At 73.6% G+C, this 17,290-nt stretch carries 15 protein-coding genes; 7 read left to right on the plus strand and 8 right to left on the minus strand.

From position 1 onward, the window contains the following. Positions 1-37: 37 nt before the first annotated feature. From PSQ21_RS32555 to PSQ21_RS32565, 3 genes are all read right to left on the minus strand, one after another. Positions 38-937 (minus strand): hypothetical protein, encoded by a 900-nt coding sequence (locus tag PSQ21_RS32555; RefSeq protein WP_274034961.1) that lies wholly within the window; start codon positions 935-937, stop codon positions 38-40. Continuing rightward, positions 934-1,947 carry an SPFH domain-containing protein gene (locus PSQ21_RS32560; RefSeq protein ID WP_274034962.1) on the minus strand — a complete coding sequence of 338 codons (1,014 nt, stop codon included), beginning with the start codon at positions 1,945-1,947 and terminating at the stop codon, positions 934-936. Before PSQ21_RS32560 ends, PSQ21_RS32555 begins: the two co-directional genes overlap by 4 nt. 247 nt (positions 1,948-2,194) lie before the next feature. Then, the gene (locus tag PSQ21_RS32565) at positions 2,195-2,824 is read right to left on the minus strand and encodes a TetR/AcrR family transcriptional regulator (RefSeq protein WP_274034963.1); all 630 of its coding nucleotides are present in this window, start codon (positions 2,822-2,824) and stop codon (positions 2,195-2,197) included. A gap of 160 nt (positions 2,825-2,984) precedes the next feature. On the opposite strand from PSQ21_RS32565, the gene PSQ21_RS32570 reads away from it, so the two are divergent. The 4 genes from PSQ21_RS32570 to PSQ21_RS32585 all read left to right on the plus strand — a co-directional run bounded on the left by PSQ21_RS32570 (position 2,985) and on the right by PSQ21_RS32585 (position 7,144). Then, on the plus strand, positions 2,985-3,983 hold the full coding sequence (locus PSQ21_RS32570; RefSeq protein ID WP_274034964.1) for a phosphatase PAP2 family protein: 999 nt from the start codon (positions 2,985-2,987) through the stop codon (positions 3,981-3,983). Beyond that, positions 3,980-4,966, plus strand: coding sequence for a DMT family transporter (locus PSQ21_RS32575; protein ID WP_274034966.1), 987 nt, complete (start codon positions 3,980-3,982; stop codon positions 4,964-4,966). The genes PSQ21_RS32570 and PSQ21_RS32575 overlap by 4 nt, the downstream gene beginning before the upstream one ends. A gap of 440 nt (positions 4,967-5,406) precedes the next feature. Continuing rightward, positions 5,407-6,459 carry a glucose 1-dehydrogenase gene (locus tag PSQ21_RS32580; RefSeq protein ID WP_274034968.1) on the plus strand — a complete coding sequence of 351 codons (1,053 nt, stop codon included), beginning with the start codon at positions 5,407-5,409 and terminating at the stop codon, positions 6,457-6,459. A 172-nt stretch (positions 6,460-6,631) separates the two neighbouring features. Further along, the gene (locus PSQ21_RS32585) at positions 6,632-7,144 is read left to right on the plus strand and encodes a gluconokinase (RefSeq protein WP_274034969.1); all 513 of its coding nucleotides are present in this window, start codon (positions 6,632-6,634) and stop codon (positions 7,142-7,144) included. A gap of 105 nt (positions 7,145-7,249) precedes the next feature. On the opposite strand, the gene PSQ21_RS32590 is transcribed toward PSQ21_RS32585, so the two are convergent. Beyond that, positions 7,250-9,265: an NADPH-dependent 2,4-dienoyl-CoA reductase gene (locus PSQ21_RS32590; RefSeq protein ID WP_274034971.1), complete on the minus strand. Its 2,016-nt coding sequence runs from the start codon at positions 9,263-9,265 to the stop codon at positions 7,250-7,252. Positions 9,266-9,481: 216 nt separating this feature from the next. Between PSQ21_RS32590 and PSQ21_RS32595 the strand changes: the two genes are divergently transcribed. Beyond that, positions 9,482-10,009 (plus strand): DoxX family protein, encoded by a 528-nt coding sequence (locus tag PSQ21_RS32595; protein WP_274034972.1) that lies wholly within the window; start codon positions 9,482-9,484, stop codon positions 10,007-10,009. Positions 10,010-10,153: 144 nt separating this feature from the next. Here the strand turns inward: PSQ21_RS32595 and PSQ21_RS32600 are convergent, their stop codons facing one another. Together PSQ21_RS32600 and PSQ21_RS32605 are read right to left on the minus strand one after the other, a co-directional pair. Beyond that, positions 10,154-12,286, minus strand: a complete 2,133-nt coding sequence (locus PSQ21_RS32600; protein WP_274034973.1) for an MMPL family transporter — start codon at positions 12,284-12,286, stop codon at positions 10,154-10,156. Between the two features lie 159 nt (positions 12,287-12,445). Continuing rightward, a complete protein-coding gene (locus PSQ21_RS32605; protein ID WP_274034975.1) occupies positions 12,446-12,946 on the minus strand; it encodes a MarR family winged helix-turn-helix transcriptional regulator in 501 nt (166 codons plus the stop codon). Between the two features lie 276 nt (positions 12,947-13,222). Here PSQ21_RS32605 and PSQ21_RS32610 point away from each other — a divergent pair, with 276 nt between their 5' ends. Next, positions 13,223-14,065: a DUF1206 domain-containing protein gene (locus tag PSQ21_RS32610; RefSeq protein ID WP_274034976.1), complete on the plus strand. Its 843-nt coding sequence runs from the start codon at positions 13,223-13,225 to the stop codon at positions 14,063-14,065. Here the strand turns inward: PSQ21_RS32610 and PSQ21_RS32615 are convergent. After that, the gene (locus tag PSQ21_RS32615; RefSeq protein ID WP_274034977.1) at positions 14,050-14,595 is read right to left on the minus strand and encodes a DUF4383 domain-containing protein; all 546 of its coding nucleotides are present in this window, start codon (positions 14,593-14,595) and stop codon (positions 14,050-14,052) included. The genes PSQ21_RS32610 and PSQ21_RS32615 overlap by 16 nt on opposite strands. A 155-nt stretch (positions 14,596-14,750) precedes the next feature. On the opposite strand from PSQ21_RS32615, the gene PSQ21_RS32620 reads away from it, so the two are divergent. Next, entirely contained in the window at positions 14,751-15,734 is a 984-nt protein-coding gene (locus PSQ21_RS32620) for a MerR family transcriptional regulator (RefSeq protein WP_397989523.1), read from the plus strand. 59 nt (positions 15,735-15,793) lie between these two features. Here the strand turns inward: PSQ21_RS32620 and PSQ21_RS32625 are convergent, their stop codons facing one another. After that, positions 15,794-17,002 (minus strand): cysteine desulfurase-like protein, encoded by a 1,209-nt coding sequence (locus tag PSQ21_RS32625; protein WP_274034979.1) that lies wholly within the window; start codon positions 17,000-17,002, stop codon positions 15,794-15,796. Between the last annotated feature and the right edge of the window lie 288 nt (positions 17,003-17,290).

Raw genomic sequence — 17,290 nt, forward strand, 5'->3', positions numbered from 1 at the left:
GGGCGGCCGTGTGCCGGTGCGGCAGTGGCGGGCGCGCTCAGGTCACCAGCCGCAGCGACCTCTCCGCGATGCCGAGCCGTACGCTCTGACCCCAGGTCAGCTCCAGGGCGTCGGACTCCATCCCGTCCCCGAAGACCACGACCCGGTCCGACTCCACGGTCAGCCGCAGCCCCTGCCCGCGCCCCAGCTCGCCCGCCACCCTGGACGTCCCGGTCGCCGGGGAGGGCCAGGCCTCGCGCACGAACCACAGGAGCCGCGCGTCGCACGGCGCGGGCAGCGCCAGGGTGCCGCCGCGCTCCAGCCACAGCGACCGGAGCCAGCCGGTGGCGCCCGTGCCGGTGCCGACCAGCACCCCGGAGGAGGCCTGGGCTTCGCCGGGGGCGCTCTCACCGTCGGGGCCCAGGCGGTAGCGGGCCGTCTGGTGGCCGGGCGGCCCGAGGTAGATCTCGTTCAGGGCGAGGAGGCGCTGCGTGTCATCGGCGACGGCCTCGACCATGGTCAGCTCCTCGGCGCTCCCTCCGGCGGTGGACGCGGCGCGCAGCAGGGCGGCCGCGTCGGCGTGGCGGTGGCGGACCAGGACGCCGGGATTGCGCCCCGGGTCGGTGTCGATGCCCACCACCGGCTGCCCGGACAGGTACTTCGCGGTGTTGGCGACCAGTCCGTCCTGGCCGACCACGACGATCACGTCCTCCGGGGCGAACAGGAAGCGGTCCAGGTCCGCCCGCTCCACCCGGGAGCTGCGCCAGGTGAGCGGCACCGCCGCCGCCACCTCGCGCAGGGCCTGCCGGGTGGCCTCGTGGCGGCGGGCCACCTCGTCGATCGAGCGCCCCCGGCTGGACAGGAAGAACGCGGCCTGCCCGTGGGTCCCGTGCCGGGCGAGCAGCTCCTCGTACTCCGTCCGCCGGTGGACGAGCACCGCCCGGGGCGCCAGGCTCACGCGCCCGCACCGCCTTCCGGACGGCCGAGCCTGGCGAGCAGCCCGGTGAGAACGTCGGGGGAGAGGGTGATGCTCTCGACGCGCGGCAGGTTCTCCGCGAGCCGGGTCGCCGCCAAGGCGTGCAGCGTGGCCGGATCGGCCTCGCCGTGCACCCGCAGCCAGGCGGCCTGGGCCTCGGCCCGCGCCGCGCCCGTCTCGCGCGCCGCCTCGGCCTCCGCGCGGGCCAGGCGCACCTTGCGGGCCGCCTCCGCCTCGGTCCGTACGCCGTCGGCCGCGGCCTTCTCCTCGGCCTCGCGGCGGGCGTTGGTGCCGCGCTGGTCGACCAGCTGCTCCTCGCGCCGGGCCAGTTCGATCTGGCTGGCCAGCTCGTTCTCGGCGATGGCGCGCTCCCGCTCGACGGCCACGGCCCGCCGTTCGTAGGTGGCCCGGTCCGCTTCCTGCTGGATCTGCTCGCGGGCCGGGGTGCGCAGGGCGCGCTCGACCTCGGCCTCGGGGCGGATCGCGACGACGCGCACGGCCACCACGTCGATGCCGGTGGCGGGGAGGCGGGGCTCGGCGGTGAGGCCGGTGGCGACCCGTTCGCGTACGGAGGCGACGCCGTCGACCAGGGCCGCCGCGAGCGGGGTGCGGGCCAGCACGTCCAGCGTGTGCTGCTGTGCGGTCTCGGTGAGGAGGGTGGCGATCTGTTCCAGCGGCGCGCCGCGCCAGCTCCCGGTGTCCGGGTCCACGGAGAAGTCGAGCCGGTCCGCCGCCTCGGCCGGATCGCTGATCCGGTAGGTGACGGTGGCCTGCACGGTGACGTCCTGGAAGTCGGCCGTACGGGCGTGGAACGCCATGGCCAGCTCCCGGTCGTCGACCGGCACTTCGGAGAGCGCCGCCGACAGGGACCGGTACCAGAAGCTGAGCCCCCGGCCGTCGTGGGCCAGCCGGCCGCGGTGGTGGTGGCGGATGTGGGCGGTGGGCGCGGAGCGCAGATGGCGCCAGCCGAGGCGCCGGGTGATGTCGGCCATGGTGAGGCCCCCCTCGATTTCGTCATTGCGACGATAAGGGGGGTGGTGAATAGAGTCAAGTTGACGAAAAGGGGGGTGGCGTCCGGTGGGCCACCTGCCTGCTCGCCTCCCGTGTGTGAGCACACGGGCGGCCGGTGGCCTCCGTGGAGGGCACCGGCCGCCCGGGCGGTGCGCCGCCCCCGTCCCCACGGTGCGGCGCGGGTGGACCGCCCGCCCCATCCGCTGGGGCGCGGGCGGTCCACGTCTGTCAGGACTCCGGCGCTCCCGCCGTGAGTCCGAGGCTCGGAAGGATCGCCATCTCCACGAACCGGGTCAGATACGCCGCGTCGGCGTAGCGCCCCTCCAGCAGCGGCCGGGCGCGCATCACGCCGAGCAGCTGGGCCGCGACGAACTCGGCCCCCGGAAGGTCCGCCGCGATCTCGCCGCGCTCCTGGCCCCGCCGGACCATCGCGTCGATCGCCGCGATCTCCGGCAGGATCAGGGACTCGCGCAGTGCGCACAGCAGCTCGGGGCTCTGGAGCGCCGCATGGCTGAGGGCGTGCATGAGCGGGGTGTCGCTCCCCGAGGCCTCGCCGATCGCCCGCGCGGCCTCCAGCAGGTCCCCGGCCAGCGTGCCGGTGTCGATGTTCGGGAGCCGCATCTGCCGGGTGCCGTGCAGCGCGGCCACCACCAGCTCCGGCTTGGAGCCCCACTGGCGGTACAGCGTCGACTTCCCGCACCGCGTGCGGGAGGCGACCCCCTCCATGGTCAGCGACTCGTAGCCGCTCTCCCGCAGCAATTCCAGCACCGCCCCGTAGAGCTCCTGTGCCCGCTCGGGCGTGATCTTCGACCGGCGGGACGTGAGGGCTGGCTCCTGCGAGGGGCCGGGCGACGGCATGGGCTGTACCTCCTGCGGCGGTGCGGCGAGGTTCTCGATACGCCAGTGTACCGATACGCGCGAGTACCGATACGTCGTCGTATCGGTACACTGGCGTATCGATACGGCGTGGATCCCACCGGGCCGTCCTGACACCGCTTCGCATCCAAGGGGGCACCGGGTGATCCACGCCCGCACCGAGCCCACGGACCAGGAGCCGGACATACGTGCCCGACCGCCCCTCGTCCGCGAGTTCCTTCTCGTGGCCGGACTCTTCCTGGCCTACAAGTTCGGCCGCAGGGCCGCCAACGGTCATGTCGAGGAAGCGTTCCGCAACGCGGGGCACGTATGGGACCTCGAACGCGTCCTGCACCTGCCCGACGAGGGCACGGTCCAAGGGCTGCTGCTGCACAGCCAGCCCTTGATCCAGGCGGCGAACACCTATTACGCCGCCGTTCATTTCCCGGCCACGGCCCTCTTCCTCGTCTGGCTCTACTGGCGCCGCCCGCACCACTACGTCCGGTCGCGTCGCGTTCTCGCCACGCTCACCGCCGCCGCCCTGGGGCTCCACCTGCTGTTCCCGCTGGCCCCGCCCCGGATGCTCACGGCCGCCGGACTCGTCGACATCGGTCAGGTCTACGGGCCGACGGTGTACGGGCAGACTCCCGCGACCGACACGATGGCGAACCAGTTCGCCGCGATGCCCTCGCTGCACGTCGGCTGGGCCGTGATGGTCGCCGTCGGGCTGATCGGCGCCACCCGTTCCCGGTGGCGCGCGCTGTGGCTGCTGCACCCGGCGACGACGCTGCTCGTCGTCGTGGGCACGGCCAATCACTACTGGCTCGACGCGATCGTCGTCGGGGCGATGCTCGCCGTCACCCTCGCCGTCCTCCGGTTGCCGCTGTCCGCCCGGACCGTCCCCGCGCGGTCGCCCCGGCCGGACCTGTGGGGGAGCGGTGGGAGGTCTGCCGTACCGGCGTACGCGGAGGGTACGGGGCCGCGTGTCTCCGCATCGGCCGTCCCGGCGAGGTCCGGCGAGGCCGCCGCCCCGCCCGGAACCTTCGCGGCGGCCGGTCTGCCTCTGTCACCGTCCTTCGGAGCCGCCGACGGGTCCGCCGAGCCCGCCGTCGGCCCGGATACCGGATCGCGGGCGCCCGCCCGGGCCGGAGCCGGGCGATGAGCGCCACGCTGCTCGCCGTCGCACTCTCCCTCGTCTCGGCCGGCGCCTACGCGACCGCCGCCGTGGCGCAGTCCCGGCTCGCCGGCCGCGCCGACCCCTCCACCGGAGCCCTGCGCCTGCTGGGCCGGGGCGCCTGGTGGTCGGCGGTCGGCCTCAACGCCGCGGGCGCGCTGCTCCACGTCGCCGCGCTCAACTACGGCCCGCTCACCCTGGTCCAGCCGCTGGGCGCGCTGACCCTCGTCGTCGCCGTACCGCTCGGAGCGCGCGCCGCCGGGCGCCGGGTCGGCCGCGTCGAGTGGCGGGGCACGGTTCTGACCCTGCTCGGCCTCGGCGCACTGCTCCTGACCGCGGGCGGCTCCGCCCCGCACGAGGCCCTCAGCCTTCCCGAGGCGCTCGGCGTGGGTGCGGCCACCATGGCGGTCGTCGCCGGACTCGGCCGGCCCGGGGCCCGCCCGGGGCTGCGGCACGCGGCGGCCTCCGGAATCACCTCCGGGGTCGCCTCCGCGCTCACCCAGACCCTCACCGTCGCCGTCACCGGCCACTCCGGCGGCCCGCTGTTCAGCTGGCGGCTGCTGACGGTGGCGCTGCTCGTCTCCGCCTTCGCCATGGGCGGCCTGCTGCTGTCCCAGACCGCGTACCGGGGTGGGCTCGGCGCCCCGCTCGCGGTGGTCACCCTCGCCAACCCGGTCGCCGCCGCCGCGATCGGCCTGGCCCTGCTCGGCGAGCGCCTGCGGGGCGGGCCGGTCAGCCTGGTGCTCGCGCTCCTCGGTACGGCGGCGGCCGTGCGCGGGGTGATGCTCCTCAGCCGGGCCCAGGCGCGGCACACGGACCCGGCCGCCCCGTCCGACCCGACCGCCCCGTCCGAGCCGACCGCCCCGGAGGGCCGGGTCCCCTCCGGGGTCGTCATCGGCAGCCCCCGGCGCGCGGGCACCGCACCCCCGGCGGGCGCCCCGGAGCCCGTCCCCGCGCACGCGGGCGGCTGACCGGCCCCGGGGATTCCGATGCCGCTCGGCGACGGCCAGGCGCCCCGCCCACCAGCCACCCGGCCAGGCCCCGGGAAGAGCGGCGCACACCACGTGCCGGAGCGGCTCCGGCGGTGCTTCGCCGTCTCCCGGCGGCCCGTTCACCGCGATTGCGACGGGCACCGGGGGAAGGTCCTTCCACCGGTGCCGGCCCGGGCCGCGGCGCACCCTTCCAGGGTCCCGGCCGTGAGGCGCCGGTTCTCCGAGCGCGTTGGCAGGCCTACCGGCCGACCGGGCAGGTATACGTAGCACTGGGCGTTCCCTTCGGCCTCCTCGCCCCGGTCGGGGCCGCGGGCCCGACCGCCCACCTGCCGTGAGGCAGGACCGTACCGCCCACTCCGCGGCAGCCGTCGCCCGCCGCGGACCGATACCGGCACGACCATGAGAAAGGCGGCACACCTGTGCGCGCACTGACCGTGAAGCCTGGCCGGCAGGACTGCCTCGACGTGCGGGAGCTGCCGGATCCGTCCCCGGCCGACGGAGAACTGCTGGTACGCGGCCTGGCCATGGGGGTTTGCGGTACGGACCGGGAGATCACCGGTGGCCAGTACGGAAGGGCACCGTCCGGCCGGGACTGGCTGATCCTCGGCCACGAATCGCTCGGCAGGGTCGAGCGGGCCCCGTCGGGCAGCGGCTTCTCGACCGGTGATCTGGTGGCCGGGGTGGTGCGCCGGCCCGACCCCGTGCCCTGCGGCGCCTGCGCCCGGCAGGAGTTCGACATGTGCCGCAACGGACGCTACACCGAACGCGGAATCAAGGAACTCGACGGCTTCGGAGCCCAGGCGTGGTGCGTGGAGCCCGACTACGCCGTGCGGTTGGAACCCCACCTGGCGGGCGTCGGCGTACTCATGGAGCCCACCTCGGTCGTGGCGAAGGCCTGGGAGCAGGTGGAGCGGGTCGGGGGGCGCTCCTGGTTCGAGCCGCACCGGGTTCTCGTCACGGGGGCGGGACCGATCGGACTGCTGGCCGCCCTCCTCGGCGTCCAGCGGGGGCTGGAGGTGCACGTCCTGGACCGTGTGAAGGACGGCCCCAAACCCTCGCTGGTCCGCGATCTCGGTGCCGCGTACCACACCGACGACGCGGAGCGGGTGATCGACGACCTCTGCCCGGACGTCATCATCGAAGCGACCGGAGCCAGCACCCTGGTCTTCGCCTCACTGACCGGAACCGCCTCGTACGGGGTGGTGTGCCTGACCGGTGTCTCTCCCGCCGGCCGTCGCATCACCGCGGACGCCGGCACCATCAACCGGGAGATGGTGCTCCAGAACGACGCCGTGGTGGGCTCCGTCAACGCCAACCGACGCCACTTCCGGCAGGCCGCCGACGCTCTGGCGGCGGCGGACCGGAGTTGGCTGGAACGGCTGATCACCAGGCGCGTCCCCCTCGAACGCGCTGCGGAGGCGCTGGAGTCCCGGCCGGACGACGTCAAGGTGGTCATCGACCTGGAGGGGTGAGTGCCGGGCCGCCGATCCCCGATGGCCCCGGGCGCCCTGGGACCCTCCCGGGCCACCCCTGCGCTCGGCCCGCTCTCGGCGCGGCCCCGGGAGCGCCCGGCCCGCGCGGATCACTCCCGGCGTCGCCGACCGGCCCCGACACGCGCGGACCGTGCCGCGTTAGCCTGATGCGATGGCGCAGAACGAGAACGCTCCGTTGGTCGTGGTGATGGGCGTGTCCGGGTCCGGCAAGACGACGGTGGGCCGGTCCCTGGCCGAGTCGCTGGACGTGCTGTTCGCCGAGGCCGACGATTTCCACCCCCCGGAGAACGTGGCCAAGATGCGCGCGGGAACCGCCCTCGATGACGAGGACCGGCGTCCTTGGCTCGACGACATCGCCGAGTGGCTCCGGGAGCACATCTCCGACGGAGGAGTCATCACCTGCTCGGCGCTGAAGCGGTCCTACCGCGCCCGCCTCGTCTCGGCGGCACCCCAGGTGTTCTTCGTCCATCTCGACGGCCCCGTCGATCTCATCGCCGAGCGTATGGCTGCCCGGCGAGGACATTTCATGCCCGTCGAGCTCCTCCGGTCCCAACAGGACACGCTGGAACCACTCACCGACGGAGAGCGGGGAGCGGTCGTTCCCATCACCGGCACGGTGGAGGAGACGACGCGCCGCGCGCTCGCCGCTGTCCGCGACCGGTGACACTCCGCCCGGCCGTCTCTCTTTCCCGGTGGGCCCCGCCCCGGCTCGTGGCTTGTCCGGTTCCGTCCGCCGGGCGCGGAACCGCGGATCCAGCCCCGGTGCCGCTCAGAGCCTCGCGGCCAGCTCCGTGCCCTGGCGGATGGCCCGCTTGGCGTCCAGCTCGGCCGCCACGTCCGCCCCGCCGATCAGATGGACCGGGACGGTCCCCGCGCGCAGCTCCTCGTACAGCTCGCGGCGCGGTTCCTGACCCGCGCACAGCACCACCGTGTCGACCGGCAGCACCCGCCGCTCACCCTCGACGGTGAGGTGGAGGCCCTCGTCGTCGATGAGGTCGTAGGAGGCTCCGGCGATCATCTCGACGCCCCGGTGGCGCAGTTCGGTGCGGTGGATCCACCCCGTCGTCTTGCCGAGCCCCGCGCCGACCTTGGTGCTCCTGCGCTGGATCAGGTGGACCGCCCGCGGCGGCTCGGGACGCTCGGGAGCGCGCAGCCCGCCACGCTCCGCGTAGGCGGTGTCGACGCCCCACTGCCGGAAGAACGTGTCCGGGTCCAGGCTCGCCGCTTCACCGCCGTCGGTCAGGAACTCCGCGACATCGAAGCCGATGCCGCCCGCGCCGACGATCGCGACCCGGTCGCCGACCGGCGCCCCGTCACGCAGCACGTCCAGGTAGCTGACGACGTTCAGACGGTCCGCGCCGGGGATCGCCGGGGTACGCGGCTCGACGCCCGTGGCGAGCACGATCTCGTCGAAGCCGTCCAGCGAACCGGCGTCCGCCCGGGTGCCCAGCCGGACCTCGACGTCCAGCTCGGCCAGCCGCGTACGGAAGTAGCGCAGCGTCTCGTCGAACTCCTCCTTGCCCGGCACCCGGCGCGCCACGTTCAGCTGCCCGCCGATCTCCTCCGCCGCGTCGAACAGGGTCACCGCGTGCCCCCGCTCGGCCGCCGTGACGGAGCACGCGAGGCCCGCCGGGCCGGCGCCGACCACGGCCACGCGTTTACGGGCCCGGGTCGGGCCGAGGACCAGCTCGGTCTCGTGGCAGGCGCGCGGATTGACCAGACAGGAGGTGATCTTGAGGCTGAAGATGTGGTCCAGACAGGCCTGGTTGCAGCCGATGCAGGTGTTGATGGCGTCCGCCCGGCCAGCCGCCGCCTTCGCGACGAACTCCGGGTCGGCCAGGAAAGGGCGGGCCATGGAAACCATGTCGGCCCGGCCGGAGGCGAGGATCTCCTCGGCGACCTCGGGGGTGTTGATGCGGTTGCTCGTCACCAGCGGTATGGAGACCGCGCCGCGCACCTTCTCGGTCACCCAGCTGAACGCGCCGCGCGGCACGGAGGTGGCGATGGTCGGGATCCGCGCCTCGTGCCAGCCGATGCCCGAGTTGATGATCGTCGCGCCCGCCGCCTCGATCTCCTTCGCGAGCGTCACGACCTCCTCCAGCGTCGAGCCGCCCGGCACCAGGTCGAGCATGGAGAGCCGGTAGATCAGGATGAAGTCGTCGCCGACCCGCTCGCGGACCCGGCGCACGATCTCGACGGGCAGCCGCATGCGGTTCTCGTAACTGCCGCCCCAGCGGTCGGTGCGGTGATTGGTCGCGGAGACGATGAACTCGTTGATCAGATAGCCCTCGGAGCCCATGATCTCGACGCCGTCGTAACCCGCCAGGCGCGCGAGACCGGCCGCGCGCACGAACTCCTCGATGGTCTCCTCGACCTGGTCGTCGGTGAGTGCGTTCGGGGTGAACCCGCTGATCGGGGCCTTGAGCGCGCTGGGCGCCACCAGGTCGGGGTGGTGCGCGTACCGCCCGAAGTGCAGGATCTGCATCGCTATCCGGCCGCCCGCCGCGTGCACGGCCGAGGTGATCTCCCGGTGCTGGGCCGCCTCCGCCTCGGTCGTCATCTTGGCCCCGCCGGGAAAGGAGCACGCCCGCTCGCTGGGGGCGATGCCGCCGGTGACCATGAGGCCGACGCCGCCCCGGGCGCGCTCGGCGTAGAACGCGGCCATCCGCTCGAAGCCGCGCTCGGCCTCCTCCAGACCGATGTGCATCGATCCCATGAGGACCCGGTTGGGGAGGGTGGTGAACCCGAGGTCCAGCGGGCTCAGCAGGGTCGGGTACAGGCTCATCCGGGGTCTCCTCCGCGCGGGGTCGTCGCGTCAGTTGTAGACCACCCCGCGTCAGCTATGCAACAAGTTGCATAATGATCTGCGTCGCACTCAGGGCCGTGTTCCGCCGGGGCCGCTCCCCGTACGGCCCAGTCCGACCGGGCCCCCGCACGCCGGCCCGGCGACAGTGGGAGCCGTAGGAAACCGCCCCGCAACCACCGTCCCCCGGGAGTTCCCATGGCCAGCGTCAACCGGCGTGATCTCGGTCTGCTCGTCCTGCGCGTCGGCACCGGCGCGGTGCTCGCCGCCCACGGCAGCCAGAAGCTGGCCGGCTGGTTCGGCGGCGGAGGCATCCAGGGCACCACGGCCGCGATGGAGGCGATGGGATTCCACCCGCCCAAGCGCAGTGCGGTGGCCGCCGGACTCGGCGAGGCGGGCGGCGGCGTCCTGCTGGCACTGGGCCTCGCCACCCCGGCGGCGGGCGCGGCGGCCGCAGGGGCGATGGCCGGAGCGGTGGCCGTGCACGCCCCGGCGGGCTTCTTCGCCCAGGGGGGCGGCTACGAGTACCCGGCGTTCCTCGGCTTCACCGCCGCGGCCGTCGGGCTGACCGGCCCCGGGCGCTACTCCGTGGACCACGCCACCTGCCATGTCTTCGACCGCCCCTGGATGGTCGCGCTGGCCTTCGCGGGCAGTGCGGTCGCCGCCGCCGCAGTGGTCGGCAGGCGCGCGAAGGGGCAGGCCGAGCAGGCGCGGGAGGAGTCCTGATGAGTGAGGACCCCTCCCGCGCCGCCGGCCCTTCCGGTCCCGTCGGCTCAGCCGGTTCGGCCGGACCCGGCGGCCCGCCGCCTGCGGGCGGCTTCCCGCAGGGGCCCCTGACCGGGACATCTTCGTCATCTGGGCCCTGGCCGCCTACCGGGATCCGGCCCCGGCCTCCGCGGCCGTGCCGCGCTGACCGTCCTCCCCTTCCCGGCTCAGGGCCCCCGGCCACCACGCCTTCGGCCCGATGTCCCGCACCAGCGCCGGGACGAGGAGCGACCGGACGACCAGGGTGTCAAGCAGGACGCCGAAGGCCACGATGAACGCGATCTGGAGCAGGAACGCCAGCGGGATCACGCCCAGCGCGGCGAAGGTGGCCGCCAGGACGACGCCCGCCGACGTGATGACCCCGCCGGTCGTGGTGAGCCCGCGCAGGATGCCCTCCCTGGTGCCGTGCCGCAGCGACTCCTCCCGGACCCGGGACATCAGGAAGATGTTGTAGTCGACGCCCAGGGCGACCAGGAAGACGAACCCGTACAGCGGCACCGACGAGTCCGTGCCGCTGAAGCCGAACACATGGGTGAAGACCAGCGAGGAGATGCCGAGTGTGGCGAGGAAGTTCAGCGCCACGGTCGCCACGAGCAGCACCGGCATCACCAGTGACCGCAGCAGGAAGACCAGGATCACCAGGATGATCGCCAGCACCACCGGCACGATCAGCATGCGGTCGTCCTCCGCCGTCCGCTGGGTGTCGTACTGCTGGGCGGTGTAGCCGCCGACCAGCGCGTCCGATCCGGGTACCGCGTGGACCGCGGTGCGCAGCGCGGCCACCGTCTCCTTGGCGCCGTCGCTGTCGGCGGCGTCCTTGAGCGTCGCGTCGACGCGGACCTTGCCGTCGACGACGAGCGGTTCGCCGCCCGGCCGCCCGCTCGCGCTCACCGGCGCGACGGAGGCCACCCCGTCGGTACGGCCGGCGGCCTCGCTGACCTCGGCCAGCCGGTCGGCCGACGAGATGATCACGACCGGATTCCCCGAACCGCCGGGGAAGTGCTCGCTCAGCGTCTCCTGGGCGGCCACCGACGGGGCGTCGTTGACGAAGATCTCGTCGAGCGGAACACCCTTGGAGGTGAGCGTGGGGGCGAACGCGGCACAGGCGATCAGGGCCGCCAGGGTGATCGCCCACACCTTGCGGGGCGCGCGGTCGACGAGGGCGGCCACCCGGTGCCAGATGCCGTGGCCGCCGGACAGCCTGTCGGCGGCGGGCTTGGGCTTCGCCGGCCAGTAGGCCTTCCGGCCCAGCAGGACCAGAGCGGCGGGCAGGAAGGTGAGGGCGCTCAGGACCGAGCAGACGATGCCGATCGCGCCCACCGGACCGAGCGCGCGGTTGTTGGTGAGGTCGCTGAGCAGCAGGGCCAGCAGTCCCGCCGCCACCGTCGCGGCGCTGGCCGTGATCGGGCCGAAGGACTCGCGCAGCGCGATGCGCATCGCGGCGAACCGGTCACCGCGGACGGCGAGTTCCTCCCGGAACCGGGCGGTGAGCAGCAGTGCGTAGTCCGTCGCCGCGCCGATCACCAGGATCGACAGAATGCCCTGTACCTGCCCGTCGACACGCACGATGTCGTGGTCGGCGAGGACGTAGACGATCGCACAGGACAGGGAGAGGGCGAACACGGCGCCGAGGATGATGACGAAGGGCAGCAGCACACTGCGGTACACCAGCAGCAGGATGACGAGCACCGTGATCAGGGCGACCCCGAGCAGCAGCCCGTCGATGCCCGCGAAGGCCTCGGACAGGTCGGCCTGGCTCGCGGCCGGCCCGGCCAGCTGGACCGCCGTGCCGGGCACGGACGTGCCCGCCTCCTGGATCCTCTCCAGTACCGTCGGCAGCTCGTCCCCGAGAGCGGGGCTCAACTGCACGATCCCCTGGAGCGCGAGGCCGTCGTCCGAGGGCAGTGCGGGCGAGGGGGCTCCGACCACGCCGTCGCTCCCGGCGAGCGAGGCGAGGGCGCCGGTGGCTGCCTTCCGCTGCTCGTCGCTCACCGGCGCGTCCTTCTCCGCCGACGTCCAGACGACGATGGCCGGCAGGGTCTCGTTCTGCTGGAACGCCTTCTGCGCGTCGATGACTTGGGTGGACTCGGCGTTCTGGGGCAGGAAGGCGGCCTGGTCGTTGGTGGCGACCTCGCCGAGCTTCCCGGCGTACGGGCCGAGCCCGCCGCCGACGCCGAGCCACGCGATGAGCAGCACGACAGGGATCAGCCAGCGGATCGACCGAGCAGGGGTGGACATGTCTCTCCCGGGGGTGGAGATATCTCAGCGGAGAACAATCTCAATCATTGAAATACATTACGGGACTGTTCCCGCGGGCAGCCGCAGGGGGGGGCGGGTCGGGTGGCAGTGGCCCTTCCATGGACGCACCCGGCCGGGGAAAAGCTCGCCGGGAAACGCTCAGCGGCGCGCCGGAGGGACTTCTCCCAGCTCCTCGTTCATCGCGGCGAGGAAGCGCAGGACGGTCGCCAGCTCCGTCTCGCTGAAGCGCGCCCTGGCCCGTGCCGTGGCCTCGGCGAGCGGCATGAAGTAGTCGCGGGCGGCCGTCCGGGCGCTCGCCTCGTAGTACACGTGCACCACCCGGCGGTCGGTGCTCTCCCGGGCCCGGCGGACATGGCCCGCCCGCTCCAGCCGGTCCAGGCAGGCGGTCACCGCGCCGGAGGTGAGGCCCAGGTGCTCGCGCAGCGCCCCCGGGGTGAGGGGGGAGGGGGCGTCGAGAATGGCCGCGAGCGCGCTCACGTCCGTGGGGTGCAGCTGCTGGTGCGCCGCGAAACCGTGGGTCATCCGGTTGATCTCGCCGTTCATCCGGCGGAGCTCGACCGCGAACGCCTGGAGGTCCGCGAGCGGCGCCTCGGGTTCCGAGGCGCCGCTCCGGGTCGGTCGGTCGTCGGCGCTGGTCACGCCCTCAGCGTATAGAACGAACGCACGGTGCCCGTGCCCGGACATCGCGCTGTGCCCGGACCGTCGTGGGGTCCGGGCACAGGATCCGCTGTGCCCGGAGGCGGCGGCGCAACCGTCACGACGCCGACCGGCATGAGCGGCGAGCGGGGTGGGTCTTCTCCTTGTCCTCACGCTGACGCGCGTTCGCCCGGACCGCTCGCCGCGTCGTTTCCGCGTCGAAAGTCACCCTCCGGCGCACTCTGACATCGAACCGCCGGACCGGGGCAACCGGGATGCATGAATACCCGTTCAGCAGCAGCGCAGGGACGCGTCCGGGCCAGGAAAGCCGCGAACAGCACCGCGATGGAGGCAGGGGCCCGCGCGGGCTTCGTGGGCCGTGGGGTGATCTACGTCCTCGTGGGCGCCCTCGCCCTGCGGATCGCGCTGTCCGGAGGCGGTGGGGAACAGGCCGACCGGGGCGGCGCGATCGGCGAGATAGCGGAGAGACCCTTCGGGCAGATCCTGCTGTGGGTGCTGGGCGTCGCCCTGGCGGGGATGGCGCTCTGGCGGCTCTCCGAGGCACTGTTCGGCGCGGCCGGAGCTGACGGCCGCAAACCCACCAAGCGGGCCATGGCGGCGGGCCGTGCCGTCTTCTACGGATTCGTCGCCTACTCCGTCCTGTCCTTCGCCGCCGGTGACTCGGGCAGTGGGGGCGGATCGTCGGACCAGCAGTCGAAGGACATCACCGCCAAGGCGCTCGGCTGGCCCGGAGGCCAGTGGATCGTGGGGATCGCGGGCCTGGGGGTGGCCTGTGCCGGTGTCTGGATCGCGGTCCGAGCCCTCCTGCGGAAGTACCACAAACACCTGAAGATGTCCGAGATGTCCAAGCGGGTCCGGCAGGCGGTCGACGTCGCCGGGGTCTTCGGCGGCAGTGTGCGCGGCATCGTGTTCGCCACGGCGGGCGGGTTCGCGGTGGCCGCCGCGATCAAGCACCGGCCGGACGAGTCCAAGGGCATGGACGACACCCTGCGCTCCTTCACCGACACCCCGGTCGGCCCGTGGCTCCTGGTGGTCATCGCCCTCGGGCTGGTCGCCTTCGGCGTGTTCTCCTGGTTCAACGCCCGCTACCGCAAGGTCTGAGCGCCTCCCCGTCCGAGCGGTCCGGCCGCCGTCGCACGCCTGCGGGCGGCGGCGGCCTCGCGGTCCGCCTGCCCCGGGTGGCGGCGGCGCCAGTACGGATTGTCGTGCGGCAGGCCGCCGGTCACTCGTCCGTACATACCGAACGTGAGGATCAGCAGCCCCATCACGAAGCTGAAGACGACGTTCGACATGCCGAAGTCCAGGATGTTGGCGGGCCGGTCCAGGATGAAGAGATGGCCGAAGCCGCTCAGCAGGAAGAGTGAGCCGACCGTCATGTTCAGACAGGACGCGACGTTTCCGCCCACCGCGGCCCCGGCGATCAGCAGCCCGCCGACGATCACCGAGATCAGGCTCAGCAGACCGTTGGTCGACAGTCCGGCGATGTGATCGCCGCCGGTGTCGAAGAAGCCCAGCCGGCTCGTGAAGCCGAGCACGCCGAAGGCCACCAGGATGGCGCCGCAGAGGCCCGCGCCGATCCGGTACACCATCGCCAGCCGGTGATCGACGGGGAGTTCGTCGCTCAGTTTCATGGCCGTCTCCTGTCCGTCCTGCCGGGTCGGGGTGAGGACGCGGTGGTGGGTGCGGACATCGCGCGGAACCCCGCTACCTCCAGCGAACCGCGCGGCGACACAGAGGGCAACATGCGTCGTTATTGCATCGTATGGTGGGATTCATGGACCACCTGATGGGCCCTGTGACCGACGCGGCGATGGGCCCGGCGGGCCACCGCACCGGTGGACCGCCGCCGGTCGACGCAGGGCTGACCACCGGCGCGGTGGCCCGCCTTCTGGGTGTCGCGCCGACGACGCTGCGCTCGTGGGACCGCCGCTACGGCATCGGGCCGGCCGCTCGGGAGGACGGCCGGCACCGCCGCTGGACCGGGGCGGACATCGCCGTTCTGCGGAACATGTGCCGCCTGACGAGCGCGGGCCTGCCGCCGGCCGAGGCCGCTCGTGCCGTCCTGGCGGGACCGCCCCGCGCCCCGGCCGCGCCACGGCCCGGGCGTACCACCCGGGTCACCGGGGCGGTCGCGCGCGGCAGTGCCCGCCGGGAGTGCCGCGGCCTCGCCCGGGCGGCGCTCCGGCTGGACGCACCGGCCATGGAGGAACTGCTCGCGGACGTACTCGACCGCTACGGGATGCCGGCCGCCTGGGACGAGGTGATGGTGCCGGCGCTGCACGCGGTGGGCCGCAAGTGGGAGACGGCGGGGGAGCGGTACATCGAGGTCGAGCACCTGCTGTCCTGGTGCGTCTCCGGCGCGCTGCGCGGTGTCCCGGCCGCGCGGCCCCCCGCCCCCGGCGCGGGCCTCTCCCTGCTGGCCTGCGCGCCCGGTGAGACCCACACGCTGGCCCTGGAGGCACTCGCCGCGACCCTCACCCAACACGCCCTGCCCGTACGGATGTTCGGCGCCGACCTGCCCGTCGAGGCGCTGGAGGAGGCGGTCCGGCGCACCGGACCCGACGCGGTGGTGCTCTGGGCGCAGTCGCACGGCACGGCGAGCCGTTCGCTCGCGTGCCGGGTGGTGGCGGTCGAGTGGGGTGTACGAGGCGCGCGCAGGCGGCCGGTGGTCTTCACCGCCGGGCCGGGCTGGGCCGGGCGGCAGCCCCCCGGAACCCGGCACCCGTCCGGGCTCGCCGACGCGGTGGACGCGCTGAGGGCTGTCCTGTGATCGGGGCAGCCCTCAACCGCACGCGGTGCGCGGCGCCCGGGGGCGGCCGCCCCCGCCGTTCACCGTAGCCAGTCCGACAGCCCCGTCAGAAGGCGATCCACGTCGTTGGTGTCGTTGTACGCGCTGAGCCCGACGCGCAGGCCGCCGCTGTCGCCGAGCCCCAGGTGGCGGGAGGCCTCCAGGGCGTAGAACGAGCCGGCGGGCGCGTGTACCCCGGAGCGGGCGAGGGAGCGGTAGGCGTCCGCCGCGTCCCGGCCGTCGAAGGTGAGCAGCAGGGTGGGGGTGCGTTCGGCGGCACGGGAGTGGACCGTCACCCCGCCCAGTTCGCCGACCGCCTTCTCGACGCTCTCGCGCAGCTCCGTCTCGTGGGCCTCGATCGCCGCGTACGCCGACCGCAGCCGCATCCGGCGTCCGCCCGCCGCGTCGGCGCCGGAGCCCAGGCCCGCGAGGAAGTCCACCGCCGCGCTGGTCCCCGCCATCGACTCGTAGGGGAGGGTGCCGAGCTCGAAGCGCTCCGGCACGGCGTCGGTGGAGGGCGCCAGCTTGTCCGGGCGGAGGGTGCCGAGCAGTTCGGGCCTGGCGGCGAGCACCCCGTGGTGGGGCCCGAAGAACTTGTACGGGGAGCAGACGAAGAAGTCCGCCCCGAGCCGCTCCACGTCCACCGGGTGGTGGGCCGTCAGATGGACCCCGTCCACGTACAGCAGCGCGCCGGCCCGGTGGGCGAGTTCGGCGATGGCCGGGATGTCGGGCCGGGTGCCGATGAGGTTGGAGGCGCCGGTCACCGCGACCAGCCGGGTCCGTCCGGTGATCTGCGCGCCGACGGCCTCGGCCGGCAGCTCGCCGGTCGACGGATCGAAGTCGGCCCACCGCACCACCGCCCCCGCCCGCTCGGCGGCGTGCACCCACGGCCGGATGTTGGCATCGTGGTCCAGCCGGCTGACCACCACCTCGTCCCCCGGGCTCCAGGCCCTGGAGAGGGTGCGCGAGAAGTCGTACGTGAGCTGGGTGGCGCTGCGGCCGTACACGATCCCGCCCGGGTCCGCGCCCAGCAGGTCCGCCATCGCCCGCCGGAACCCGCGGACGGTCTCCTCCGCGTTCACCTCCCCGGGGAGGCCGTCGCCCCGGATCGACAGGGGTCCGCTCATCACCTCGCCGATCGCGGCGATGACGGTGGCCGGAGTCTGGGTGCCGCCGGGCCCGTCGAAGTGCGCGGTACCGGACCGCAGGGCGGGGAACTGCGCGCGCACCGCGCGGACGTCGTACGGCAAGGGGGCTCCTCGATTCGCTGATGTGCTGCCGGATCTCGCCGTGATCATCGCAGGGCGGGCCCTTAGGTGGAAGGAGCGGGCTTCGAGGCCTCGGGGGCGCTTTCGTAGGGCTGGTTCCGCGCGGGCGCACCGCTCCCGGCCAGGATGCGCGCCCGGGCGTGAGGCTGGGTATCCGGGCGCACCGAATTGCGCCGTCCTTAAGCATCGCGATGATCCTACGAAAGAATTTCTCGCACAAATGAACCTCGCCTCGGTTGTGCGATCCCTCTCGCATTCCCGTGTGGATAA

Source organism: Streptomyces sp. MMBL 11-1 (assembly GCF_028622875.1).
GTDB lineage: Bacteria > Actinomycetota > Actinomycetes > Streptomycetales > Streptomycetaceae > Streptomyces.

Bases quoted from the DNA above. Each gene is read 5' to 3' on its own strand.
- PSQ21_RS32560 (WP_274034962.1), bottom strand. From the start codon at position 1,947: ATGGCCGACATCACCCGGCGCCTCGGCTGGCGCCATCTGCGCTCCGCG.
- PSQ21_RS32565 (WP_274034963.1), bottom strand. From the start codon at position 2,824: ATGCCGTCGCCCGGCCCCTCGCAGGAGCCAGCCCTCACGTCCCGCCGG.
- PSQ21_RS32575 (WP_274034966.1), top strand. From the start codon at position 3,980: ATGAGCGCCACGCTGCTCGCCGTCGCACTCTCCCTCGTCTCGGCCGGC.
- PSQ21_RS32585 (WP_274034969.1), top strand. From the start codon at position 6,632: ATGGCGCAGAACGAGAACGCTCCGTTGGTCGTGGTGATGGGCGTGTCC.
- PSQ21_RS32590 (WP_274034971.1), bottom strand. From the start codon at position 9,265: ATGAGCCTGTACCCGACCCTGCTGAGCCCGCTGGACCTCGGGTTCACC.
- PSQ21_RS32595 (WP_274034972.1), top strand. From the start codon at position 9,482: ATGGCCAGCGTCAACCGGCGTGATCTCGGTCTGCTCGTCCTGCGCGTC.
- PSQ21_RS32600 (WP_274034973.1), bottom strand. From the start codon at position 12,286: ATGTCCACCCCTGCTCGGTCGATCCGCTGGCTGATCCCTGTCGTGCTG.
- PSQ21_RS32610 (WP_274034976.1), top strand. From the start codon at position 13,223: ATGAATACCCGTTCAGCAGCAGCGCAGGGACGCGTCCGGGCCAGGAAA.
- PSQ21_RS32615 (WP_274034977.1), bottom strand. From the start codon at position 14,595: ATGAAACTGAGCGACGAACTCCCCGTCGATCACCGGCTGGCGATGGTG.
- PSQ21_RS32620 (WP_397989523.1), top strand. From the start codon at position 14,751: ATGGGCCCTGTGACCGACGCGGCGATGGGCCCGGCGGGCCACCGCACC.